A 25,262-nucleotide genomic window follows, 5' to 3' on the forward strand; every position below is an offset into this window, starting at 1 on the left:
GAAGCACGAACGAGCAGATAATGCCCTCAGATTGCTACTTTGAGGGCATTATCTGCGAGTTCGGCGTCAGCCGCTTCGGGGGCACAGGAGGAACTGCATGGAGCTTCGGCAGATCGAGGCTTTCCTTGCCCTGGCCGAGGAACTGCACTTCGGCCGGGCAGCGCACCGCCTCCGTATGGCCCAGTCCCCGCTGAGCCAGACCATCAGGAAGCTCGAGAAGGAGCTTGGCTCGGACCTGTTTGAGCGCAACACCCGCTCGGTGGCCATGACGACGGCGGGCGTCGCCTTTCTCCCCCACGCCCGCCGGATCATCGACGAACTTGATCTCGCCCGCCGTTCCGCCGTCACCGAACCCGGCACGTTCTACGGCCGGCTCAGCATCGGCTTCTCCGGGGCGCTGAACCACCGGACCCTTCCCCCGCTGACCCGGGCCCTCCGCCACCGCTACCCCTCCCTGGACCTGACCCTTACCGGAGGACTGCTGACCCAGGACGCGCTGCAGCAGCTCCGGAACGGTTCGCTGGACCTCGCCTTCGTGGGGCTGCCGCTGGACGCGGGCACGCTGTCCACCCGCACCATCGCCCTCGAAGCGCTGGGTGCCACCGTGCCGGTGGACCACCCGCTGGCCGAGCGGCCGGCAATCGGGCTCGCTGAGTTGTCCGACGACGGGTTCGTCACCATGCGCGCCGCCCAGGGATCCACCCTCCGCGAGGCCACTTTCGCGGCCTGCGCCGCAGCCGGGTTCCGGCCCAAAGTGGCCCAAGAGGTCACCGACCCCTACACCGCCCTGTCACTGGTGGCCGGCGGCGTGGGTGTGAGCCTGATGCCCGCCTCCGTCGCCAGCATCATGCCCGGCGGGACGGTGTTCATCCCGGTTACCGGCAGCGCGCCCCTGCTGGAATCGGGCCTTGCGTGGAACCCGGCCGGCATCTCCCCCGCACTGGCGCTGGCCCTGGCCGTCGCCGAGGAAGTCCTCCCGACGCCGGCAAGCTGAGGCACCCAAACCCGGCCTCCCGCCGTCGTGCATTATGTGTTTTCCGCACATACTCATTGACCAAATAAGTGTTGGACGCGGCACAATCCCGGTGGCCACGATGGAGGGGAACATCCACCCGCTCAACGATGAGGACACACCCCATGGGAACATTCGCTGTCACCTACGACTATTCCGCCGCCTCCACCGCGGGACGGGACGAACACCGCCCGCGCCACGTCGAATTCCTGCAGAAGCAGTTCGACGACGGCCGGCTGGTAAAGAGCGGTCCGTTCGGGCCGGAGGAGGACCCGGGCGCGCTGCTGATCATCGAGGCGGACTCGAAAGCCGCCGTCGAAGCGCTTATGGACCAGGACCCGTTCTACCTCAACGGCCTCGTGGCGCAGCGCCGCATCCGGCAGTGGAACGTGTTTTTTGACGCCACCACCGCTGCCAACGCCGGCGCCGACGCCGCCCGGAGGTAGGGCTCCTGATGCTGATTGCGCGCACAGTCTCCAAGGAGACCATCCAGTACGAGGACGTTCCGGAGCCGGCCCTCGAACCCGGTCACGCCCTAATCCGCGTCCATAACATCACCCTGTGCGGCACTGACCTGCACATCTGGGAGGACGACTATCCGGCCGGGCTGCCCGTCATCCAGGGCCATGAATTCGCGGGAGTCGTCGAGTCCATCGGCCAGAACGACGCCGGCATCCGCGCCGGTGACCGGGTTGCTGTGAGCCCGATGGTCTACTGCGGGGAGTGCCGGCCGTGCCGCCTTGGCCGGTTCAACGTCTGCGAGAACATCGGCTGCATCGGCTGCTATTCGGACGGCGCGCTCGTGGAGCTGATCAGCGTGCCGGTCGAGAAGCTATGCCCCGTGCCGGAGGGCCTGGAACTGGATCTGGCCGCCATGGCGGAGCCCGCGTCCATCGCCATTCAGGCGGTGAACCGGGGCAGGCCGTCGCCCGGCGAGACCGCCCTGGTGCTGGGCAGCGGTCCGATCGGGCTGCTCGCCACGCTGCATCTGACAGACCTCGGCGTGCGGGTCGTCTGCGCCGACACGGAACCGGACCGGCTGGAGCTGGCCACAGCGTTTGGCGCTGTGGACACGCTGCTCGTCGATCCCCGGGCAGGCTTCCCCGGCGCCGACCAGGCAGTCCGGCTGGATGCGCTGACGGATTCGTCCGGGCCGGAGCTGGTCATCGAGGCCACGGGTGTTCCGTCCTCGCTGGAGAACGCCATCCGCCTGGTGGCGAGCGCCGGACGGATCGTGCAGGTAGGGATTTCGGCGCGGACCGCGTCCGTTCCGATGAACACCATTCCTTTCAAGGAGATCGACCTGCTGGGCAGCAGGAACAGCCTGAACCTCATCCCGGCAGGACTGGAGCTGCTGGCCGGGCACCGGGACCAGGCCCGAGCGCTGATGACGCACCGTTTCCGCTTCGAGGTCCTGCAGCAAGCCTTCGAACTCATGCGCAGCCGCACCGAGCCTGTTGGCAAGATCGTGGTGGACATGCCGGCCGGGCAGCCCACTCCCCCGGCCGGAACTGCCGCGCTTACGGAGGTCCAGCCGTGAGCGCGGGCGACGGCGTGAGCGGTGCAGCAGGCCCCCTCCTTACCCCCGCCGGGAACATCTCGGGCACCTACGACGTGGTGGTCGCGGGCAGTGGAGCAGCCGGCCTGGTCGCCGCGATCCGGGCGGCCGACGCCGGCCTGAGGGTGTTGGTGGCCGAGAAGGCGGCGCTGCTGGGTGGCACCACAGCGGCCGGAGGCGGAGTGATGTGGGCACCGAACAACCACCTCGCCCTCCAGGCCGGATACCGGGACAGCCATGAGGACGGGGTCGCGTACCTCACCGAGGCCGCCGGGCACGTGCTGACCGCAGCGGAAGTGGAGTGGTACGTCAGCACGGCACCGCGCGCCGTCGCGTATCTCGACGGCGAAACCCGGCTGTCCCTGATACCGATCGCACGCCCGGATTACCACATGGAATGGCGCGGTGCGGCCGACGGCGGACGCGGCCTGGACAACGGCGCCTTCGACCCGTCCGGGTACCCGGGCCTCTCGGAGGCGATTCGGCCGTCGTCGTATTTTCCGCTGCTGACCATGACCGAACGCGACCAATTGAACGGCCGGGCGGCGGATCCGGAGCTGCTGGCCCGGCGTGCTGCCACGGGCATGCGGACCATGGGCGGCGCCCTGGTGGGGTCGCTGCTGGCCAGCGCGCTGGACCGCGGCGTGGAGATTGCGGTCTCCGCGCCGATGGAAGACTTGGCCCGCGGCGGGGACATATGGACCGTGACCCTCGGCGGCACCGCAGCCGGCAAGACTACTTCAGCGGCCGCCGTCGTACTCGCTTCCGGCGGTTTCGAATGGAACCCGCGGCTCCGCCAGGCGTTCCTGCCGTTTCCGGTGACACCCATCAGCGCGCCGTCCAACGAGGGCGACGGCCTGGAGCTGGGGCTGAAGGCGGGCGCCGCGGTGGCGGACATGACCGCCATCTGGGGAGTGCCGGTGATTTCCGAGGCCGCCCACCAGTACGACGGCGTTCGGTCCGGCCGGATGGGAAACGTGGAAATGACCCTCCCGGGCTCGATCACGGTGAATGCGGCCGGTAAGCGGTTCGTCAATGAAGCGCTGAACTACCACGACGCATGCCGCGTGTTCGCCTCCGTCGACCCGCTGACCGGCCGGCAGCAGAACAATCCGGCCTGGCTCGTGTTCGATGCGTCGTACCTGGCGAAATACCCGGTGGCTGGTTCGGCGGCTGGCATTCCGGCCGACTGGATGACGGCCGCGGGATCGCTGGAAGAGCTGGCCGGCAAGGTGGGAATCGACCCCTCCGGGCTGGCCGCCACGGTGAGCCGCTTTAACGCCGACGCCGGGAAGGGCGTGGATACGGAGTTCCATCGCGGCGCGACGGCGCAGGACCGCTTCCTGGGCGACGCCGCCAACACGCCCAACCCGTGCCTCGCCCCTTTGGCGACGGCCCCGTTTTACGCGGTCCGGATTTCCGCCGGCGTGCTGGGAACCTCCGGCGGCCTGGACACCGACTTCAGCGGCCGCGTCCTGGACCGCCACCGGCAGCCGATCCCCGGGCTCTATGCCGCGGGCAACGTCTCCGCCGGGGTTTTCCGCAACAACTACCCCGGCGGCGGAGCAACCCTTGGCTCGGCCATCACGCGGGCCTTCGCAGTAGGTGAGCACCTCGCGGCAACCCTCTGACGCGCCCCACGACTAGGCCGCCCCCTCGAGGGAGTTTTTGTCCAGTTGTCGCGACTTTAGGGCCTTCAGCGGCCATTATCTGCACAAAAAATCCAACCGAAGAGGACGACGGCGGAACCTCCCGCCGTCGTCCTTCTTGCGTTAATGCCGTCCCGACCTGCCGCACCGCCCGCCTGTGATGCAACTCATGGAAATCCCTTGACAAGTTTGTACAAGTTTTTCCATACTTGGACGGAAGGGTTTCAACGAAGCAACTGGAGGACCGATGGCGGCAAAACTCACGGACGTCGCAAAGCTCGCGGGCGTCTCGCTCGCCACCGCTTCACGGGCGTTCGGCGACCCCGGTCGCTTGGCCGCTGAAACCCGGCAGAAGGTCATGGACGCGGCCGCCCAGCTGGGGTACGACGTCCCCGGGCTGAACGGCAGCCGCACGTTCGGCGTCGTCGTCCCGGACATCTCAAACGCCGTGTTCGCGGCACTCATCAAGGCCATCCAGGACCAGGCCTGGCACGGCCGGCACCGCATGGTCCTAGCCGACACCGGCGAATCCTCCGCCCGCGAGCGCGACCACCTCGCGGCATTCGCCACCGGAGTGGACGGCATCATCCTCTGTTCCCCGCGCCTCCCGTCGGAACAGATCCATAACCTGGCCGGCAACGCACCGCTCGTCGTGATCAACGGCGAGGCTGACCAGGCCGCCCGCGTGCTGATGGAGGCCGGCGAAGGGATCCGGCAGGCCGTCGAGCACCTTTACGCCCTCGGCCACCGCAAGCTTGCCTACATTCCCGGCCCGGCCTCCTCCTGGGCCAACGGCCAGCGGCTCGCGGCCATCACCCGCCTCTGCGGGGAATGGGGCATCGAACTGGTCACCGTGGGCAACCAGAACGCCACGGTCGACGGCGGCCTGGCCGCCGCCGCTTCGGTCGTCGCCAGCGGCGCCACCGCCGTCATCGCCTACAACGACCTCGTCGCCATCGGCATGCTCGCCGGCGCCCGGACGCTCGGCTACCACTGCCCCGAGGACATCAGCGTGGTGGGCATCGACGACCTCGACATCGCCGCGGCCGCCGAACCCGGACTCACCTCCGTCCGCGTCCCCATCAATCGCAGCGGCGCCCTCGCCCTCGAACTCCTCCTGGAACAGATCGCCGGCAAGCCCACCGCCACCGAGGCGGTCCACCTCAACTCGCAGCTCATCGTGCGCGGCTCCACGTTCGCCGCACGCACCGCCGACCAAACCCTCCAGGGAAAGTAACCATGAGAATCGTCATCGCAGACTCCAACTTGATGCCCCAGCGCGCCACCTTCGAGGCGGCACTGCCGGAAGGCACCGTCACCTCCTGGCACGACAGCTGGAACGAACACTCCGTCCTGACGGACCTCAAGGACGCCGACGTCTATGTGGGACCCAAGTTCACCGCCGCCATGGGCGCCGAAGCACGGAACCTCCGGCTGGTGCACGTGGCCGGCGCCGGCTACGACGGCATCGACGCTGATGCCCTCCCCGCCGGATCCGTCTGCGCCAACACCTTCCACCACGAAGGCTCCATCGCCGAGCACATCGCTACCGTGCTCGTCGCCCTCCGCCGCAACCTGCTGGGGCAGGACGCCGCCCTGCGCACCGGCGTCTGGTCCTCCTCGGTCTACTCCCCCGACATCCGCCAGCCGGAAACGCTGCGCGGCGCCGTGGTGACCTTCCTCGGCTTCGGCCACATCGGCAGCGCCGCCTGGAAACTGCTGCAGGCGTTCGGCGCGGAAGGCATTGCCATCACCCGCAGCGGATCCGTCGACGCGGAGGAAAACTCGCTGCGCTGGACCGGCGCTACGGACCGCCTGGGCGAGGCCCTCAGCGAATCCGATGTGCTGGTGGTCAGCATCCCGCTCGACGCCGGAACCACCTCCCTGATCGGCGCGGCCGAACTGGACGACCTGGGCCCCGACGGGCAGATCGTCAACGTCGCCCGCGGGCCCGTCGTCGACGAAACCGCGCTGTACGAGGCCCTGAAGGACCGCCGGATCGCCGGCGCCGCCATCGACGTCTGGTACCAGTACCCGGCCACCGACGGCCGCGGCGAACCCTCCGCCCTGCCGTTCGGCCGGCTCGACAACGTCATCATGACCCCGCACTCCTCCGGTGTCACCGCCGAAACCTTCCGCGGCCGCGCCCGCGAGATCGCCGAAAACATCACCCGCCTGTCCGAGAACCAGCCACTCAAGAATGTAGTGATTTCCCGATGACCCGAAAAATCGTCGACGTCGACGTCCTCGTCACCAGCCCCAGCCGCAACTTCGTCACCCTGAAGATCACCACCGACGACGGGCTGATCGGCTGGGGCGACGCCACCCTCAACGGCCGCGAACTGTCCGTCGCCAGCTACCTCCGTGACCACCTCGCCCCCGCCCTGCTCGGCCGGGACGCCGACCGCATCGAAGACAGCTGGCAGTACTTCTACCGTGGCGCCTACTGGCGTCGCGGACCGGTGACCATGGCCGCCATCGGCGCCATTGACCTGGCACTGTGGGACATCAAGGGCAAGGCTCTGGACGTCCCGGTCTACCAGCTGCTGGGCGGCGCCGCCCGGGACAAAATCCTCACCTACACCCACGCCACCGGCTGGGACGTGCCCGAGCTCCTCGACTCCGTGGAGCGCCGCCGGGAACAGGGCTTCCGCGCCGTCCGCGCCCAGTCCGGCGTCCCCGGGCTGGACAAGGTCTACGGCGTAACGAAGGGCGCTGCCAGCTACGAGCCCGCCGGCCGCGGCGCCGGACCCGTCGAAGAGGACTGGGATACCTCGGCCTACCTCCGCCATGCCCCGAAGGTCCTGGCAGCGGTCCGCGAGCATGTCGGCCCGGACCTCAAGCTCCTGCACGACGTCCACCACCGGCTCAACCCCACCGAAGCCGCCCGGCTGGCCAGGTCCTTGGAAGACGTGGACCTGTTCTGGCTCGAGGACGTCACGCCAGCGGAAAACCAGCGGCTCCTCCGCACGCTGCGCCAGCAGACCACCATCCCGCTGGCCATCGGCGAAGTCTTCAACACCATCTGGGACTGCGAGCACCTCATCACCGAACGCCTCATCGACTTCATCCGCACCGCGGTCGTCCATGCCGGAGGCATCTCGCACGTCCGCAAGATCCTCGCCCTGGCCGAGGTCTACCAGATCAAGGGCGCGCCGCATGGCCCCTCCGACGTCTCGCCGATCAACCTCTCCGCCTCGCTGCACCTTGGCCTTGCCACCAGCAACTTCGCCATCCAGGAATACATGGGCTACGACCCCCTGGTGTCCGAGGTATTCCAGTCCAGCTTCCGCTTCGAGGACGGCTACCTCCACCCCGGCGATGAGCCAGGCCTGGGCGTGCACGTGGATGAGGACGCGGCCGCACGCTTCCCCTACAAGCAGGCCTACCTGCCCATCGCCCGTGAGCTCGACGGCTCCATGAAGGACTGGTAACCATGACCTCCACTCCCCCGCTGTCCGCAGCCACCCCCGGTATTCTGCGGCGCCCGGCGGCACCGGCCGCCGGGATCGTGCACCTGGGCCTGGGCAACTTCCACCGCGCCCACCAGGCCGTCTACACCGACGCCGCCGTCACCGCACACGGCGGCGACTGGGGCATCATCGGCGTCGCCAGCCGTTCCAACGCCATCCCGGATGCCATGCACGCCCAGGACATGCTCTACACCGTGGTGGAAATTTCACCCCAAGGCTCCAAGTTCTCCGTTCCGCGGGTTCACACAGACGCCTTCACTGCTGCCGCCGACCCGGACCGGGTGGTCAAGGCCATCGGGAACGCCGGCACCCGGATTGTGTCCCTCACCGTCACCGAGAACGGCTACAACTACACCCCCGCCACCGGCTCCCTGAACCTGCAGGACCCGGCCATCCGGCACGACCTCGCCCACCCCGATTCACCGAAGACGCCAATCGGACAAATCGTGCGCGGCCTGCAGCACCGGTCCCGGACCCACGCCGAACCGGTGACCATCCTCAGCTGCGACAACCTCGCCGACAACGGCCACCACACGCAGCGGCTGGTCCGCGAATTCGCGTCCCTGCTCCCGCCCGCCGAAGCGGCCGACGCTTTGGCCTTCATCGACACCCGCACCAGCTTCCCGTCCTCAATGGTGGACCGGATCGTGCCCGCCACCACGGACCACTACGGCAGCCTTGTTGCATCCCACCGCGGGTACACCGACCGGATTCCGGTCCCCGCCGAGCCGTTCACCATGTGGATCGTCGAGGACAACTTCGTTGCGGGACGCCCCACGTGGGAAGCGGGCGGCGCCGTGTTCTCCGACGAAGTGGCCGGCTACGAGCAGTTGAAAGTCCGCCTGCTCAACGGCACGCACTCCCTGATTGCCTACCTCGGAGCCCTTACCGGCGCAGTCACCATCCCCGAATCCGTCTCGCACCCGAACATCGAACTGGCCGCCCGCTCCGTACTGCGCAACGAATACCTGCCCAGCGTCTCGGTGCCGTCCGGCGTGGACGTGGACGCCTACGAGGAACAGCTTTTCTCCCGCTGGCGCAACACGGCCCTGGGCCACCGCACCAGCCAGGTGGGCTCCGACGGAGCCGTCAAACTCCGGCAGCGGATCCCGCTGCCGGCGCTGCAGATGCTCGACGACGGCCGGATGCCGCAGCTGCTGGCCCTCACCACCGCCGCGTATCTCGCCTGCATCGCCCCGCTGCCCGGGTTCGATCCCGGGCCCCAGGCGCACGCGATGGAGGATCCGGCCCGCAGGCTGCTGGCAGGACTGGCGTCAGGGTCCCGCTCGGGCAGGGACCTCGCAAGCAAGGTCCTCGGCGAGCACCACCTCCTCGGCGAAGAGCTGGCCGAGCGGGACGAGTTTATCCACCGCACCGGCGAGTTCATCGACATCATCCACTCGGCGGGCCCGCTGGCCGGCATCGCCGAAGCGAACACCGATCTGGCTCCCGCCGCCTCCCTTCAAGCCACCCGGAGCACGCCATGACCACGCAAGCCATCCCGTCAACCGAGACAACGGGGCTACCCACCGGCACCCAGGCCGCGGTGCTGCACGGCGCCCGCGACCTGCGCATCGAGCACAGGCCGCTGCCCGCACTCGGCCCTCAGGACCTGCTGGTCGAGATGCGCTCCGGCGGGATCTGCGGCTCGGACATGCACTACTTCGCCGACGGCCGCAACGGCACCAACGTGCTGCGCCAGCCCACCGTCCTGGGCCACGAGGGCGCCGGCGTCGTCATCGCCGCCGGACCGCAGGCCACCGTCGCCACGGGCACCGCCGTCGCCATTGAACCGGCCCTGCCCTGCCGGGAATGCCCCACCTGCCTGTCCGGGCGCTACAACCTCTGCCCGGCCGGAACCTGCTTCGGCTCCCCGCCCACGGACGGGCTGTTCGCCCGCCACGTCGTGGTGCCAGACGCCGCTGTCCACCGGCTGCCGGACGCCATCCCGGCGGAAGTCGGAGCGGCGATCGAACCGCTCGCCGTCGCCGTCTGGGCCGTCGAACGGGCCCAGGTCGAGAAAGGCCACCGCGTGCTGATCACCGGTGCCGGGCCCATCGGCCTGCTGGTGGCCCAGGTAGCCGCCGCCCGGGGCGCTGCCGAAGTAATGGTGACGGACGTGAACGACGACCGCCTCGCCGTCGCCGCAAAGTTCGGCGCCACCCGCACCATCAACACCGCAACCACGGCACTGGACCTGACGGACATGGACCGCCTGATCGAATGCTCCGGCAACACCAGGGCCCTGGCGGACGCCATCCAGACCCTGGCGCCGGCAACCCGAGCCACCGTCGTCGGCCAGGCCAAGCCCACGGTGGACGGCATCCCGCTGGGGTTCCTCCAGCGCTACGAGATCGACCTGGTCACCGCGTTCCGCTACGCCAATGCGTTCCCGGCCGCAATAGACCTCGCTTCCTCGGGCGTCGTGGACCTGCAATCCATCATCACCAGCACGTTCCCGCTCGAAGACGCCGCGGCCGCCCTCACTGCTCCGGTAACCGACCCCACAAACCTCAAAGTACTCATCACCTACTGATCCCCAACCGCTCCCTAGCCTCGCACGCTCGGCCAGGGAACCTGGCGGTCGTGGCCCCAGTTCAGCCACCGCAGGACATCCATTCAAAGGAGTTTGGCAATGACCACAGCAGCGCACGTTCCCCCAGGGGAAGTCGATCAAAGCAAAGTCCGGAAGGCCGCCGTCGCCGGCCTCATCGGCACCACCCTCGAACTGTATGACTTCGTCATCTACGGCACCGCCTCGGCGCTCGTCTTCAGCAAACTGTTCTTCCCCAACGTTTCCCCCGCTGCCGCGCTGATCGCCAGCTTCACCACCTTCGCCGTCGGCTTCCTCTTCCGTCCGCTGGGCGGCATCTTCTTCTCTCACTTCGGCGACCGCCTCGGCCGGAAGTGGATCCTCGTGGTCACGCTGCTCCTGATGGGCGGCGCCACGCTGGCCATCGGCCTGCTGCCGACTTTCGACCAGATCGGCCTGTTCGCCCCGATCCTGCTGTGCGTGTGCCGCGCGGCCCAGGGATTCGGCGCCGGCGCCGAACAATCCGGCGGCGCCACGCTGCTCACCGAATCCGCCTCTCCCGGCACCCGCGGCAAGCTCGCCTCGCTGATCATGGTGGGCGCGGCCGCCGGTACCGCCCTCGGCGCGCTGGTGTGGATCGCCGCGCAGTCGCTGGCTCCGAACGACATGCTGACCTGGGGCTGGCGGCTGGTCTTCCTCTCCAGCATCTTCGTCACCATCGCTGCCCTCGTCATCCGGCGCAAGCTCGACGAGTCCCCCGTGTTTGAAGAGATCAAGCAGGCCCGCACCGAGCCTCCCGCGCCTCTCAGGGAAGTCGCGAAGTTCGGCAAGGCCAACGTCCTGCGCGTCATCCTGATGAACTTCGGCGTCAGCACCCAGTCCTACACCATCCAGGTCTTCATGGCCTCCTACCTGATCACCGTCGTGGGCACCGACCCCAAGTTCATCCCGCCGGTGCTCCTCATCGGTGCGCTCTGCGGCGGCGTCGCGGCCGTGTCCTTCGGAATCCTGTCCGACAAGATCGGCCGCCGCCGCGTCGTCTCCGTCATCACCGGGGCGTTGATCCTCTTCCCCGCGCCGGCCTTCATGCTCCTGACCACCGGCTCCCCCATGGCCATCGTGCTGGTGATCATCGTGGGCTTCATGCTCGCCTGCCAGGGTGTAGTAGGCGTGCACATGAGCTACTTCCCGGAGATCTTCGGCAGCCGTTACCGCTACGCCGGCGTCACCCTCGGCCGCGAATTCTCCTCCATCATCGGCGGCGGCATCGCCCCGATGGTCTGCGCCGGACTGCTGGGCCTCTTCAGCAACTCCTGGATCCCGGTGGCCATCTACATGTCAGTGACCATGCTCATCAGCTTCATCGCCACGAGACTCTCCCCGGAGACCGTCAACCGCGACCTGACCGACCCCGAGGACGCCCGCCGCGACGGAGGCGTGGTCGCCACCCCTACGGTGGCGGCTGAACTAGCCGCCGCCCAGACCGTCAAGTAACGCCCGGTGCACGACGGCGGCACGCGCCGCCGTCGTGCACTGTCAGTTCCGCTTTACAGCACTTCCATCGCAGGCCCCGCCAACCCCAAAGGAATCCCATGCTCCGCCTCGAAAACCCCGGCACGGTGGCCCGGCCGGCGCCCTCCGCAACCCTCCGCGACACCCGGGCTGTAGCGGTCCTCCGGGCCAGGCACGCCTCGGACTACGCGCCGGTCATCGAGGCCCTGCAGCGCGGCGGCGTGCTCAGCATCGAGCTCACGCTCAGCACGCCCGGCGTCTGGGAGGAGCTTCCCCTCCTCCGGGAGCGGTTCGGGCACTCCCTGGAGATCGGCGTCGGGACGGTCACCGCAGCAGCGGAAGCGGAGACGGCCCTCGACCTGGGGGCTGCCTACATCGTTACCCCTGTCACGGATCCCGGCGTCATCGACGCATGCGTTCGCCGCGGCGTCCCGGTTTTTCCGGGCGGCCTGACGCCCACCGAACTGCACACCGGCTGGAAACTGGGCGCCACTGCCGTCAAGATCTTCCCCGCGTCCACGGTCGGCGCCGGCTACGTTTCACAGCTGCGCGGCCCGTTCCCGGACATCGAGGTGATGCCCTCCGGCGGCGTCAACATCGAGGACGTGCCTGCCTGGATCAGTGCCGGCGCCCTTGCAGTCAGTCTGGGCGGCCCGCTGTTGGGCGACGCCTTTAAGGGCGGCGACCTGCAGGACCTCACGGCAAGGGCACGGCGGGTCCGCGAGCTGATCGACGAGACCGCCGAGCAGCTGGAGGCCGGCAAGTGAGCACCGCACCGTACGTGCTCACGTTCGGCGAGACCATGGCGCTGATGCGCGCCGACCAGGTAGGCCCGCTCGCGCACGCCTCCACCATGAGCCTGGGCATCGGCGGTTCCGAGTCCAACGTCGCCATTGGCCTCAGCCGCCTCGGCGTGCAGGCCGTCTGGTGCGGCCGGATCGGAGCGGACTCCCTCGGCCAGCTCGTCGAGCGCGAAATCCGCGCCGAGGGCGTGGACGTCCGCATCACCGTCGACCCTTCCGCCCCCACCGGCCTCATGATCAAGGAACGCCGGACACCCGAGGCGCAGCGCGTCAGCTACTACCGTGCCGGAAGCGCCGGCTCCCGGATTGCGCCCGAGGACATTTCCCAGGAGCTTATTGCCGGCGCCGGGCTGCTGCACGTCAGCGGCATCACCCCTGCACTCTCCGCACAGGCGGAGGGCACGCTCCGGCATGCCATCGGAGTGGCCAGGGATGCCGTCGTCCCCGTGTCCTTCGACCTGAACTTCCGCGGCAACCTCTGGTCAGCCGAAGGTGCCGGCAGCGTGTACCGCGACATCATTCCACTGGCCGACATCGTGTTCGCGGGCGAAGACGAGGCAGCAATCGCCGTCGGCCCCGGTGACCCGGAGCAGCTGGCGCAAAGAGTTGCCGCTTTGGGGCCCAGCCAGGCCGTGATCAAGCTCGGTGCCGACGGAGCCCTCGCGCTGATTGACGGCGAGGTGTTCCGGCAGGCGGCTGTTCCCGTTTCAGTGGTGGACACGGTCGGCGCCGGCGACGCCTTCGTAGCCGGTTACCTGGCCGAACTCATGGAAGGCCGCAGCCCCGAGGAACGCCTCCGCACCGCCGCGGCAACCGGAGCCTTTGCCTGCCTGGTCACCGGCGACTGGGAAGGCTTCCCCCGCCGCCACGAACTCTCGCTTTTGGAATCAAAGGAGCCGGTGTCCCGCTAGCGGGTCCCTCCCCTTTCCCTTGGAGGTTTTTTGTCCATTTGTCACGACTTCAGGGGCGCTTAGCGCCCATTATTTGGACAAAAACTCCAACCAAACTAAGGACCACGGCGGGACCACCCGCCGTCGTCCTTTTGCGTCTGTTGGCAGTTCGGCACCCGCCGCGACCCATGTGAGGAGTGTTTGTACACGTATCGCGACTTCAGGGGTGTCTAGCGGCCATGATCTGGACAAAAACTCCAAACGCGCGGCAGTGCTGGTTCACTGCGTGAGCTGGGCTGCTCCGAAGGAAACACTGAACTGGACGCACCACAGATCCACCGACTTGAACCTGGCCAGGTCAAGCTCGTCGGGGAGCGCGTAGACCTGATTGCCTTGGTTTCCCTTGATCATGCCCAAGTCGAAGTATTCGGCAGAACCGGCCGTGAACCATCCGGCTGTTCCCTCGACCACATCGGCAGCGCTGAGCCAGACGTGCACATCCGGGCCGTTGGACGTATCGAGGTTCTCCAAAGTCAACACGCGCTTCCCGCCGGGCTGCTGAATTATCCGGACTGTTCCTGTGGTGGCGTGTTCGTGGCTGATGAACGTGCCTTCGGCAAGTTGCACCGGCCCCGCAGGTTCCGCGGTTGGAGTTCCGGAGGACGGCTCCCCGGTGGCGGAAGGGGCAGCCGGTGAAGTCACAACGGTGGGCAGCTGCTCATCCACCAGCACGTCGACAAACAGAAGCCACGGCTTGAAAAACGCCAGTCCCACTGCCAGCACTACGGCACCAGCAGCGGCGGCGATCAACCAGCGGCGCTGGCGAGTGCGGGCCTCCATGCTGCAAATCTACACCCGGCGCCGGACGCGAGTTTTTGTTCACTTGTCGCGACTTCAAGGGCGTTTAGAGGCCAATATCTGGACAAAAACTCGGAACCGAAAGTGAGGCTAGCCGACGCGGGGCATCGGTTCCCCCGCAGACATCCCCGACGGCATCGGAGCGGAAGTCGCCGCAGGACGCGTGGCCGGATGGGACTGCAGCCAGGCCGGGATCCGCTCGGCCGGCAACGGCTTGCTCCACAGGTAGCCCTGAGCGAGGCGCACGCCCAGCCGGCGGAGTTCGGCCAGCTGAACGGCGGTCTCCACGCCTTCGGCCACCACATCCAGCCGCAGGCTCTCCGCCATGCCGAGCACCAGTTCGATGATCGTGGCCCCGTGCGGATCGGTGCCCAGCTCCTCGACGAAGGTGCGGTCGATCTTAAGGGTGCGGGCCGAGAGCCACTTGAGGTAGCTCAGTGAGGAGTAGCCCGTGCCGAAGTCATCGATGGACAGGCCCACGCCAAGGCGGGACAGCCGCTGCAGGGTTTCCTTGGGCAGGTCCGGCTGGTCCATGAGGACGGTCTCGGTGATCTCCAGGTGGACGGCGGCCGGGTCGATGCCGGTGTCGCGGATGGCCGCTTCCACGATATCGGGAAAGTCGCAGGCCACGAGCTGGCGGCCGGAGATGTTCACTGCCGCCGTGAAGTTTTCCGCCCCCGGAACCTGCGTCCGCCACTGCTGCACCTGGCGCAGCGCCTCGCGGAGCACCCAGGCGCCGATTGGCAGGATCAGGCCTGTCTCCTCGGCAATGGGGATGAAGGCATCCGGCATGATGGGGCCGTGCTCGTGGTGGTGCCAGCGCAGCAATGCCTCAAACCCAACAGCCTCCTCGGTGGAAACGTCAATGATCGGCTGGTAGTTCAGTGAGAGCTCATTGCGTTCCAGCGCGAGCCGCAGGTCGGACTCGAGGTCCAAACGCCCGGTGGCCCGTCCGGTCATGCGGACGTCGTAGATCGCTGACGAATCCCCGCCGGCGGATTTGGCCCGGTACATGGCCGCATCGGCCCCCTGCAGCATCGATTCTGCGGTGTCCTCTTCGTCCGCCAAGGCGATGCCCACGCTGACATTAAGGTAAATCTGCCGGCCATCCACGTCGAACGGCTGCCGGGTTGCATCCCGGATCCTTTCAGCCACGGCCTGGGCCCCGGCCATCTGCAGGTTGTCGCAAATCACCACGAATTCGTCCCCGCCAAACCGGCCCACCGTATCGCCGCCCCGGACGGCGGCCTTCAGCCTCTCCCCCAGCTGCACCAAGATCGTATCGCCGGCACCGTGGCCGATGCCGTCATTGATCAGCTTGAACCGGTCGACGTCGACGAACATCACCACGGGGCGGGCGGTTCGGTCGAGGAACCCCTGCAGGACCTCGGTGACCATGTACCTGTTCGGCAGGCCGGTCAGGGCGTCATGGCGCGCCTGCCACTCCAGGATCTGTTCCGCGTTCTTCCGGTCTGTAATGTCCAGGACGGTGTCGAGGAAGCGGATCGGCTTTCCGTCGGCGCTCTTCATGCTCTTGATGCGTGAGTGCAGCCACCGCTGTTCGCCGGTGGGCCGAATGATGCGGTACTCGAAGTCGGCGAAGCCAAGTCCGTGGTCCAGGCGTGCCCACACCTCGCGGACCCGGTCGCGGTCCTCGGGGTGCGTCCGAGCCAGGATGGTTTCCCTGTCCTTCGGGCAATCTGCCGGCATTCCCAAGATCCGGTCGAACTCCTCCGAATGCCACGTCTCGCCGGTGGCCACCGTGTGCTCGACGCTTCCAACGTGGGCCATCTCCTGGGCAGCCAGCAACCGCTCGCGTTCGGCTTCGGCCGCGGCTTTCAGGCGCTGGATCTCGGTGATGTCCCTGGCAATGGCGGACGCTCCCACCCGGATGCCGTCCTGGTCGTAGACGGGGGACACTGTCAGTTCCACGTCGATCACGGACCCGTCCTTGCAGCGCCAGCGGGCTTCCACACCGGTGACAAACGCCCCGTTCCCCGAACGGGAGGTGACTTCCGTGCCGAAGTAGGCGCCGGCGTCGGCGGTCACCAGCCCATGAGTTTGCCCCACGGCCTCCCAGGAGCTCCAGCCGAGCATCCTCGCCGCCCCCGCATTCCAACTGGTGATCTTGCCGGTGAGGTCGGCGCCGATGATGGCATCGCCGGAGGATTCGACCATGGCGGAGAGCCTGCGAAGGATGGCCTCCGTGTGCTTGCGGTCCGTGATGTCCTTCGAAATCGCCACGACCGCAACGGGTACGGTATGCCTGCCCCTGATTCGGCTGACGGTCGCGTGGACCGGAAACTCCCGGCCCGTGCTGTGGCGGACCCACAGTTCACCGGCCCAGTCCCCGCCGCGGGCCACCCGGTGCGCGATTTCCCTGTCGGTGGCACCGCCTGCCCGTCCCTCGGCACCGCCGATGATGCGCAGGTCCGTGATCTTCAGCCCCAGCGCCTGGTCCGGGCCCAAACCGTACAACCGCTCCGACGCACGGTTCCAGTACGTAATGCGCCAGTCACCGTCCATGCCGATCACCGACTGGCCGATCTCGTCCAGCAGCAGCGATTGCATCACTAGGTCGTCACGATGTTCCCCGGCCATAAACCCCTCCGACAGGTGCTCCCCCAATGGCAGCGCGCTAAGACACGCTAAGAGGCGGGTCCGTTTGCTTAGGAACCGTGCTGGAAGTAAATCAGTAGGCTGTCTTTCCCGCAAGGGTATCGGCTACGTGGCGGCCTCCGCCTCCGCGAGCCGGATCATGCGAAGCTCATCCCGCACCGCACGGGAAGGCCAGTGGTCACCGGTCAATTCCCTGAGCCGAGCGGGACCGGCGCCGGGGAAAAGCTTGTCCATGAGCCCTGCCGCGTGCAGCACTCCAATCAGTGCAACGGTTCTGGCGTCCGACGCCGATCCGTTGAGTATGCTTTCAATCCTCGCCAGAAGTGCCGCCTCGGGAGCGTGGTCCTTCTCCGGGTAGCGGGTGGTCCTGAAGACGCCAAGATGCTTTTCGCCCACATGGCTCACGACGCCGAGAGCCGCCATTCCCTCATAGACACGGTGCAGTTCGGCGCGGCTTTCCAGCATGGCGATCCACCGCCGCGGACTGTGCGGCCGTGACTTGTCGTGGATCAGCTCCCACTGGTGCCGGAAGTCAGATTGCGGCGGAGCGCCGGTAGCCCTTACGTGTTTTCCCTGCAGCTGTATCGCGCCCAGCAGATCCAGCTCGGCCAGGATTGCGCCGGCCAGGCCTGCTTTGAGCACGCTCTGCGGCACTTCCGGCTCGCCGTCCTTGTCATTTGTCGCCAGAAGAAGGAACGCCTGCGGGAGGTTCAGCTCCCCGGCGCCCGGATTTTCCGAGGTCATACCTTCATGGTGGCGCGGTCACACCACCGCTGCAATGGGCGGCTGGGTCCTGATTTTCAGGGCGGAAACCGGAAACCCTTTTCGCAAACGAGATTGCAGAGTACATTTAATGCAATCGCCCTTGCATAGTGATCTGCGTTACAGATCCCGCACGCGTCACAGATCCTGCGCAGAGAAAGAGGCCTGACTTGAACCCCCATACCGCCCGGCTGGAAGCCAGCGCGGAAACCGGGTCCGCCCCCGCTTCCCACGCGTGGCTCGGCGACGCGCTTCCGGACGTACCGCTCTCCAAGGCACAGAGCCGGGTGGTGGATGTGATTGCGCGAAACCCGCAGCTGTCCTCGTATGCGGACATCGCCGAGATCGCCCAGCGGGCCGACGTCAACAATTCGACCGTGGTCCGCGCGGCCCAGCACCTTGGCTACCGGGGCTGGCCGGACCTACAGCGGGAACTGCGGTCCCGCTACCTGGTGATGATCTCCACGGAGGACACCCTGACCGAGCACGGGGAGCACCGCAGTCCCCTCCATGACGCACTCAGCCACGACATCGAGAACCTGCGGCTGACCCTGGACTCCAACACGGGAGACGACGCCGAGGCAGCCATCGCCACCATGGCAGCGGCCAAGTCCATCATCGTCTTGGGACTGGGTTCGTTCGCCGGCCCTGCCAGCGTGATGGCGCACTTGGGCTCAACCATGGGGTATCCGATCACCCTCGAGAACCGCGGCGCGGTCCACCTCGCATCCAGCGCCAACGCCCTGGGACCGGGCGACGTCCTGGTGGTCATCAACATGTGGCGGTCCATGCGGCAGATCATCGTCACTGCCGAAGCCGCGAAACAGGCCGGCGCCACGGTCATCGCCATCAGCGACATGCGCCGCGGCCGCCTGGCAGCGGTCGCGGACCACCTCCTGGTGGTGGCCTCGGAAGGGATCTCCTTCTTCCAGTCCGTCACCGCCGCAAACTCACTGGTCTACGGCCTGCTCGCAGGCATGGAGGCCGCGCACCCCGAGCGCAGCCGCGCAGCCATCCGCCGCACGCAGCAGCTGTGGAAAGACCTCGACATCTACCTGGACTGACCGCCCACGCCCTACTTGAACCCCACGTACCTTCTTCCAGGAGCAACTTTATGAACACCAGCACCGAACGCCGCGTCGCCGTCATCGGCCTCGGCTCCATGGGCGGGGCGATGGCAGCCACCCTCTACAAGGCCGGCTGGGAGGTCACCGGCTTCGACCCCTCCGAGGCAGCGCGGACCGCGGCGTCCGACGCCGGCATCGCCACCACCGCCAGCGTGGAAGATCTCGCCGGCACCCCCTACGCGGTGCTCTCGCTGCCCGCGGCCAGCGTGGTGGAATCCACCGTCCCGCAGCTCCTGGCCTCACCGGGAACCGTCGCAATCATCGACACCACCACCTCCGAACCGGCAACGAGCAAGCAAATGGATGAACTCGCCGAAGCGCAGGGCGCAGCATTCGTCGATGCACCGGTCTCCGGCGGCCGCGACGGCGCATCAACCGGAACGCTGAGCGCCTTCGTCGGGGCAACGGATGCGGCCCTTGCCGCCGCCGAACCTGTTCTGCTGGCACTCACCGGCGGCAAGTACAACCACATCGGCGGACCCGGCAGCGGCAACGTCGTCAAGCTCCTCAACAACGTCCTGGCGGCGGCCAACCTGGTCTCGGTGGGCGAGGCCCTCGGAGTCGCCAAGGCCTACGGCATCGACCCGGCCAAGGCGGCAGCAAGCATCAGCGAAGCCTCAGGCGGCAGCAAGGTCTCCGCGAACATGTACCCCAACTGGGTGCTCTCCGGAACCCACGACTCCGGTTTCGCACTGGGGCTGATGGCACGCGACGCCGCCCTCGCCGTCGACGTCGCCGCCCAGATCGGCGAAAACCCGGCGCTGCTGGCCGCCGTCGCCGGCCAGTGGCAGGACGCCCTGGCCGCCCTCGGGCCGCGCGCGGATTTCACCGAGATCGCGCGGACCGTCGCCCCGGCTATCACCCCCGCCGGAGCACCCGGCGCCCCCGGCACCGCAAACGACACCACCGCCGTCGCCTGACGGCTCCCCCACACGGACAAACCGGAGCAAAAACGACTCCCCAACAAAGAGGACCACCACATTGAGCACCACCACAGCACCCACCTCCTCCTCGGCGGCCACCGCACGGGCCGTCCTGGACGCAGCCTTCCCCGCCGGCCTCGGGGCATTCCTTGACGGCCGGACAGTCCCCGGCAGCGGCGAGAACATCACCCTCACCGCAGCCGCCACCGGGGAACCGTTCGCCACCTATGCCGACCCCGGCACCGAGGGCGCCAACGCCATCCTGGAGAGCTCGGCGGCGGGCGCCACAGCCTGGGGCGAAATGAACGGGTTCGAACGCGCCGCCATCCTCCGCAACGTCAGCCGCGCCGTCGAAGCGCACGCGGAGGAGCTGGCCATCCTCGAATCGGCCACCACCGGAAAGCCCATCCGCGATGCCCGGGTGGAGGCCGCCAAGGTTGCCGAAATGTTCGGCTACTACGCCGGCTGGGCAGACAAGCTGACCGGCCAGACCATCCCCGTTCCCGGCCCCTGGCACACCTACACCGAACGCGTGCCCTGGGGCGTCGTCGTCGCCATCACCCCGTGGAACGCGCCCCTGTTCACCGCCGGCTGGAACTCCGCCGCGCCCCTGGCCGCGGGCAACGCCGTGATCATCAAGCCCAGCGAATTCACGCCAGCCTCCACCATCCGCCTCGCCCAACTGGCGCACGGGGCCGGGCTGCCGGCCGGCGTGTTCAACGTGGCCGCGGGGCTGGGCCAGACCGTGGGCGCGGCCCTCACCAGCGACCGGCGGGTCGGCAAGGTCAGCTTCATCGGCTCCGTCCCCACCGGGCGCCGGGTCGCCGTCGCCGCCGCGCAGGCCGGCATTCCCGCCCTGCTGGAGCTTGGCGGCAAGAGCGCCAACATCGTCTTCGCGGACGCGGACCTGGAACGGGCCGCCGACGGCGCCATCGCGGCGATCTTCTCCGGAGCCGGGCAGTCATGCGTAGCCGGATCGCGGCTCCTGGTGGAGCGCAGCGTGCACGCCCAGTTCGTGGAGCTGGTCGCCGCCCGCGCAGCGAGGCTGCGCGTCGGCGACCCGCTGAGCGCGGACACCGAGGTGGGTCCCATCATCACGGCCCAGCAGTTCGCCACCGTCACCTCACTGATCGAGGCGGGAATGAACGACGGCGGACGCCGGGTCACGGGCGGAACGCTTCCCGACACCCTGGCGGGGTCGCCGCTGGCCGGTGGCCATTGGGTCATGCCCACCCTGCTCGACGGCGTGACGCCGCAGAACAGGCTGGAAACCACGGAGGTCTTCGGGCCCGTCGTCGGGGCCGATGCCTTCGACACGGAGGCCGAGGCGATTGCCCGGGCCAACAACACCAACTTCGGCCTGGCCGGCGCGGTGTGGACCTCGGATGTTTCCCGTGCCCACCACGTGGCGCGCCAGGTGAAGGCCGGCACGTTCTGGATCAACTCCTACAAAACCATCCACGTCGCTGTTCCGTTCGGCGGCTTCGGGGACTCCGGCCACGGCCGCTCCTCCGGCCCGGGCGTCCTGGACGAGTACACGCAAACCAAGGCCATCTGGGTGCCGACCCGTGCAGCGGGCGCCCCCTTCCCGTCCCTCTCCTATTAGGGCAGGCACGCTCATGGAACTGACAGAACCGATGCCGTCCATGCAGACCCTGCGCACCGCCCTTGCCGAGGAGGCCAGCAGGTGGAAACCGCGCGTGCAGGAAATGGCGCACCAAGTCCATGCATTCAAGGAGGTGTCCTTCGAGGAGGTCCGCTCGGCCGAAGCGGTTGCAGACCTGCTGGCCGAGGGCGGCTTCGAGGTGGAGCGCGGCACGGGCGGCCTTCCGACAGCCTTCACCGCCACCGCCGGCAGCGGCGACCTGACGGTGGCCCTGTGCGTGGAATACGACGCACTCCCGGACATCGGACACGCGTGCGGGCACAACCTGATAGCCGGCACCTCCGTGGGTGCCGCCCTGGCTCTGCAGCCCTTCGTGGATGAGCTGGGCATCACCCTGAAGGCCATCGGCACGCCGGCAGAAGAACACGGCGGCGGCAAAGCGCTGCTGCTGGAACGCGGCGCGTTCGACGGTGTCAGCCTGGCCCTGATGGTCCATCCGGTCCAGGACGGGGTGACCTACAACCCCGCGGGCACCAGCGCCCAGGCCGTCGGCCGGTACCGGGCAACGTTCACCGGACAGGCAGCCCACGCGGCGGCAGCCCCGCACCAGGGCGTGAACGCCGCGGACGCCGCCGTGCTGAGCCAGGTGGCCGTCGGGCTGCTGCGCCAGCAGATCCCCGGCGACCACCGCATCGCCATGTATGTCGCAGAGGCCGGTCACGTCACCAACATCATTCCGGAACGCGCGGTGGTGGAGTTCGAATGCCGGGCCTTCACCCTGAAGGAATACGAGGCACTGCTGGAGCGGGTCCGCCGCTGCTTCGAGGGGGCCGCCCTGGCCACCGGCACCACACTGGCCGTCGAGAACACGGAACCGCTCTACGAACCTCTGATCCAGGACGACGCCCTGGCAGCGCACTGGACCGAGGCCATGGTGATGTTTGGCAAGGACACCTCCCCCTCGCCCGGCATCAGCGGCGGCTCCACGGACATGGGCAACATCTCCCAGGTCATCCCCAGCCTGCATCCCTGGCTCAGCATTCCCGGTGCGGACGTGCCCATCCACTCACACAGCTTCGCAGCACTTGCAGACTCCCCGGCGGCCTACGCCGTGATGCACGAGGCCGCCGTCGCGCTGGCCTGGACAGTCGCCGCCGCGGCCACCACCCCCACCGAACGGGCACGCCTGATCAAAGCGGCTTACCGCCGTCAGACTGTCACACAGGAAGGCACATCATGAGCACCAGCACAACACCCGTGCGGACAGACAGGGCTGGTACCCGGCTGACGCTTCCCATCGCCGCACTGGCCTTTGTCATTGCCCTCGCGGTCCAGCTGATCGGCCAGGCCAAGATCGACGTCGGCATCGGCGCGATCGTCATCTTCCCCATGGTCTGGGGCCTCATCCTCGGGCTGCTCGTTTCAGTCCAGAAGTTCAAGCCGCTGGGCCTGGACCTGCAGCGGGTCGCCGCGGCCCTGGTGGGCGTTGCCGTGCTGCTGCTGGTGGCCAGGCTGGCGTTCAACATCGGGCCCAGCCTTCCCACGCTGCTCAAGGCCGGGCCGGCGCTGCTCCTGCAGGAGGTGGGCCACCTGCTGGGCACCATTGCCCTCGCCCTCCCGCTGGCCGTGCTGCTCCGGATGGGCAAGGCTACGGTCGGGGCCACGTTCTCCCTTGACCGGGAACCGTCGTTCGCCATGGTCTCCGAAAAGTACGGCCCCGACTCCGACCAGTACCGCGGCGTCCTGGCCATGTACGTTTTCGGAACCCTCTTCGGCGCCGTGTACATCACGCTGCTGACATCCCTCGTGTCCAACTGGAAGATCTTCGACCCCCTGGCCCTGGCCATGGGTGCCGGCGTGGGGTCCGGATCCATGATGGCAGCGTCCTCCGCCAGCATCATCGCCGCCTACCCCGGCGACCAGGAGGCCATCCTCGGCATGGCGGCCATCTCCAACCTGATCACCACCATCCTCGGCGTCTACGTCGGCATCTACCTCGCCCTTCCGCTGGCGGACCGTTTCTACCGGTTCCTCACCCGCAGGCAGACCAGGGAAGAGGCCGCGGTCACGGCCGGCGCCCCGCCGCAGCATGCGGACACCCAGCGCAGCGCTGCCGCCACGCACCGGGTTGCTGATGCAGAGCTCGGCGGCTCAGGCACCGCACGGGAAGCAGCCCAGGCGGAGGAAAACCGGCGGTTCCGCGAGCGTGTGGCCGAATCGTCAGCGGCCATGCACCTGCCACTGTGGCTCTCCCTCTCGGTCCTCACCGTCCTCGGCATCGGCACCGCTTCCGTGGCGGCCAAGGGATTCAGCCTGACCATCGTCGCAGGGTACGCGATCATGCTCGCCCTCGTTCTGGTCAGCATTGCCCTGGCCAAGCTCACCAAGAAGATCTCGGCGATCGTCTACATCACCACCATCGGCGCCTACATCTCCAGCCCGTGGTTCTTCGGCGCCGCAGCACTCGCCGGGCCCATCAAGTCGGTCGACTTCCTGTCCATCGCCACGGTCATGCTGACCCTCGCCGGCCTGTCCCTGGGCAAGGACATTCCGCTGCTGAAAAACATCGGCTGGAAGATCATCCCGGTGGGTCTGGTGGCCGTCACCGCATCGTTCCTGCTGTCCACCGTCATCGCGGAGTTCGCCCTCGGCCTGTGGCACTAATGGCCTAACGCACAAACAGAAGCGGACGACGGCGGGCCCTCCCGCCGTCGTCCGCTTCCTTTGTTTTTGGCTCTTGTCAGCGCAACCGGTACGTGAGTATGGTGCGGCCAGCCGGACTTTCGGCCGCGCCGGAGGATCGGCGGTCCCGGAAGTTTGGCAGTACAGCGCGGTGCCCCAAAACGGCGCCGCCGTCAGGGGCCACGACGCGCACAATCATGGTCCCGTAAATCCAGGCGCCCGCTCACCGCGGTGGCACGGCCACGGGCGACGCAGGACGCCACGCTTCCGATTTAAGGGAGAACCTGATGTTAGGCACCACAAGCCGCCTCGCCGCCGTCGCTCTCGCCGCCGGTCTCATGGGCATCGCCGCCCCTGCCCACGCGGCCCCCGCGACGCTAGTCAGTGCGGGACCCGGAATCCTCGTCGCCGACGGCGCCGCCGTCGATATTCCGGTGACCTTCGTCTGCGACACCGATCCCACCCTGCTCATCGCGATACCCGTCATCCAGCTCACCCAAAGAGTCAGTGACGGACGGATAGCCGCCGGCTTCGGCAACGAACAGCTCAGCTGCACCAGGCAGGCCCAGACCATCACGCTCCGGGTGGTTCCCAACGCGATGGCGTTCAACGAAGGCACGGCCGCGGCCACCATCGTTCTGCAAAGCTGCAACGCGCAGTTTCAGTGCTCCGTAGAGATCATCAACACCGAGATGAAACTCGCCAAGGCCACGGCCTCCGGGATCCTGCCCCAGAGGTAGGGCTAGGAAAGTTCCAGTTCGCGGACGACGCCGTCCACCAGCGATGCCGGATCACCGACGATATCGACGGGAATATGCGCCTCATCAGTTCCCAGCGGCTCCAGCGTGGCAAGCTGCGAAGCCAGGAGGCTGCTGGGCATGTATTCGTGCGCCCGGCCGCTGATTCTGCCGCAAATGGTGGCGGCCTCGCCGGAAAGGTGGACGAACACCAGGTCAGGTGCGTAGCTGCGCAGCAGGTCCCGATAGCTCCGCTTAAGCGCCGAGCAGGCGATGATGCGCGTGCCCGCTCCGTCGCCGGGCGTTGCCAGGGCGGCGCCGATCTTCGCGAGCCACGGTGCCCTGTCCTCGTCATTTAAAGGCGTGCCGCTTGCCATCTTGGCCTTGTTGGCCGGCGGATGAAAGTCATCGCCGTCGAAGAAGGGCACGCCCAGGCGCTCGCCGAGCAGCGCACCCACGGTCGACTTCCCGCAACCGGAGACGCCCATGACAACCAGGGGCGGCAGGTTCGTGATCAT

The 25,262-nt window shown here is 67.8% G+C and carries 22 protein-coding genes; 18 read left to right on the plus strand and 4 right to left on the minus strand.

Going from position 1 to position 25,262, the window contains the following annotated elements; genetic code table 11:
* The first annotated feature begins 97 nt into the window (after positions 1–97).
* From LFT45_RS19335 to LFT45_RS19390, 12 genes are all read left to right on the plus strand, one after another.
* On the plus strand, positions 98–994 hold the full coding sequence (locus tag LFT45_RS19335) for a LysR family transcriptional regulator (RefSeq protein WP_236805194.1): 897 nt from the start codon (positions 98–100) through the stop codon (positions 992–994).
* Positions 995–1,137: 143 nt separating this feature from the next.
* Complete coding sequence (locus LFT45_RS19340; protein ID WP_236805195.1) at positions 1,138–1,458, plus strand: YciI family protein; 321 nt, start codon at positions 1,138–1,140, stop codon at positions 1,456–1,458.
* Between the two features lie 8 nt (positions 1,459–1,466).
* A complete protein-coding gene (locus LFT45_RS19345; protein WP_236805196.1) occupies positions 1,467–2,552 on the plus strand; it encodes an alcohol dehydrogenase catalytic domain-containing protein in 1,086 nt (361 codons plus the stop codon).
* Positions 2,549–4,201 (plus strand): FAD-dependent oxidoreductase, encoded by a 1,653-nt coding sequence (locus LFT45_RS19350; RefSeq protein WP_236805197.1) that lies wholly within the window; start codon positions 2,549–2,551, stop codon positions 4,199–4,201. Before LFT45_RS19345 ends, LFT45_RS19350 begins: the two co-directional genes overlap by 4 nt.
* Positions 4,202–4,466: 265 nt before the next feature.
* On the plus strand, positions 4,467–5,456 hold the full coding sequence (locus LFT45_RS19355) for a LacI family DNA-binding transcriptional regulator (RefSeq protein ID WP_111905488.1): 990 nt from the start codon (positions 4,467–4,469) through the stop codon (positions 5,454–5,456).
* A gap of 2 nt (positions 5,457–5,458) precedes the next feature.
* The gene (locus LFT45_RS19360) at positions 5,459–6,439 is read left to right on the plus strand and encodes a 2-hydroxyacid dehydrogenase (RefSeq protein WP_236805198.1); all 981 of its coding nucleotides are present in this window, start codon (positions 5,459–5,461) and stop codon (positions 6,437–6,439) included.
* Entirely contained in the window at positions 6,436–7,653 is a 1,218-nt protein-coding gene (manD, locus tag LFT45_RS19365; RefSeq protein ID WP_236805199.1) for a D-mannonate dehydratase ManD, read from the plus strand. The genes LFT45_RS19360 and manD overlap by 4 nt, the downstream gene beginning before the upstream one ends.
* Before the next feature lie 2 nt (positions 7,654–7,655).
* Complete coding sequence (locus LFT45_RS19370) at positions 7,656–9,179, plus strand: mannitol dehydrogenase family protein (RefSeq protein WP_236805200.1); 1,524 nt, start codon at positions 7,656–7,658, stop codon at positions 9,177–9,179.
* Positions 9,176–10,228, plus strand: a complete 1,053-nt coding sequence (locus LFT45_RS19375; protein WP_236805201.1) for an NAD(P)-dependent alcohol dehydrogenase — start codon at positions 9,176–9,178, stop codon at positions 10,226–10,228. Before LFT45_RS19370 ends, LFT45_RS19375 begins: the two co-directional genes overlap by 4 nt.
* Positions 10,229–10,327: 99 nt before the next feature.
* Complete coding sequence (locus LFT45_RS19380; RefSeq protein ID WP_236805202.1) at positions 10,328–11,719, plus strand: MFS transporter; 1,392 nt, start codon at positions 10,328–10,330, stop codon at positions 11,717–11,719.
* Between the two features lie 98 nt (positions 11,720–11,817).
* A complete protein-coding gene (locus tag LFT45_RS19385; RefSeq protein WP_236805203.1) occupies positions 11,818–12,504 on the plus strand; it encodes a bifunctional 4-hydroxy-2-oxoglutarate aldolase/2-dehydro-3-deoxy-phosphogluconate aldolase in 687 nt (228 codons plus the stop codon).
* Positions 12,501–13,451 carry a sugar kinase gene (locus LFT45_RS19390; protein ID WP_236805204.1) on the plus strand — a complete coding sequence of 317 codons (951 nt, stop codon included), beginning with the start codon at positions 12,501–12,503 and terminating at the stop codon, positions 13,449–13,451. The genes LFT45_RS19385 and LFT45_RS19390 overlap by 4 nt, the downstream gene beginning before the upstream one ends.
* A gap of 258 nt (positions 13,452–13,709) precedes the next feature.
* Here LFT45_RS19390 and LFT45_RS19395 read toward each other — a convergent pair whose 3' ends face one another.
* From LFT45_RS19395 to LFT45_RS19405, 3 genes are all read right to left on the minus strand, one after another.
* Positions 13,710–14,270: a DM13 domain-containing protein gene (locus tag LFT45_RS19395; protein ID WP_236805205.1), complete on the minus strand. Its 561-nt coding sequence runs from the start codon at positions 14,268–14,270 to the stop codon at positions 13,710–13,712.
* Between the two features lie 108 nt (positions 14,271–14,378).
* On the minus strand, positions 14,379–16,889 hold the full coding sequence (locus tag LFT45_RS19400; protein ID WP_236805206.1) for a sensor domain-containing protein: 2,511 nt from the start codon (positions 16,887–16,889) through the stop codon (positions 14,379–14,381).
* A gap of 123 nt (positions 16,890–17,012) precedes the next feature.
* A complete protein-coding gene (locus LFT45_RS19405) occupies positions 17,013–17,651 on the minus strand; it encodes a GOLPH3/VPS74 family protein (protein WP_236805207.1) in 639 nt (212 codons plus the stop codon).
* 188 nt (positions 17,652–17,839) lie between these two features.
* Here LFT45_RS19405 and LFT45_RS19410 point away from each other — a divergent pair, with 188 nt between their 5' ends.
* The 6 genes from LFT45_RS19410 to LFT45_RS19435 all read left to right on the plus strand — a co-directional run bounded on the left by LFT45_RS19410 (position 17,840) and on the right by LFT45_RS19435 (position 24,747).
* Positions 17,840–18,733, plus strand: coding sequence for a MurR/RpiR family transcriptional regulator (locus tag LFT45_RS19410; RefSeq protein ID WP_236805208.1), 894 nt, complete (start codon positions 17,840–17,842; stop codon positions 18,731–18,733).
* Between the two features lie 50 nt (positions 18,734–18,783).
* Complete coding sequence (locus tag LFT45_RS19415) at positions 18,784–19,716, plus strand: NAD(P)-dependent oxidoreductase (protein ID WP_236805209.1); 933 nt, start codon at positions 18,784–18,786, stop codon at positions 19,714–19,716.
* 61 nt (positions 19,717–19,777) lie between these two features.
* A complete protein-coding gene (locus tag LFT45_RS19420) occupies positions 19,778–21,325 on the plus strand; it encodes an aldehyde dehydrogenase family protein (protein WP_236805210.1) in 1,548 nt (515 codons plus the stop codon).
* Between the two features lie 13 nt (positions 21,326–21,338).
* Positions 21,339–22,565: an amidohydrolase gene (locus tag LFT45_RS19425; protein WP_236805211.1), complete on the plus strand. Its 1,227-nt coding sequence runs from the start codon at positions 21,339–21,341 to the stop codon at positions 22,563–22,565.
* A complete protein-coding gene (locus tag LFT45_RS19430; protein WP_236805212.1) occupies positions 22,562–23,989 on the plus strand; it encodes a DUF3100 domain-containing protein in 1,428 nt (475 codons plus the stop codon). The genes LFT45_RS19425 and LFT45_RS19430 overlap by 4 nt, the downstream gene beginning before the upstream one ends.
* A gap of 305 nt (positions 23,990–24,294) precedes the next feature.
* On the plus strand, positions 24,295–24,747 hold the full coding sequence (locus tag LFT45_RS19435; RefSeq protein WP_236805213.1) for a hypothetical protein: 453 nt from the start codon (positions 24,295–24,297) through the stop codon (positions 24,745–24,747).
* A gap of 2 nt (positions 24,748–24,749) precedes the next feature.
* On the opposite strand, the gene LFT45_RS19440 is transcribed toward LFT45_RS19435, so the two are convergent.
* Positions 24,750–25,262, minus strand: coding sequence for a gluconokinase (locus LFT45_RS19440; protein WP_236805214.1), 513 nt, complete (start codon positions 25,260–25,262; stop codon positions 24,750–24,752).

This window comes from Arthrobacter sp. FW305-BF8, assembly GCF_021789315.1.
Lineage (GTDB): Bacteria > Actinomycetota > Actinomycetes > Actinomycetales > Micrococcaceae > Arthrobacter.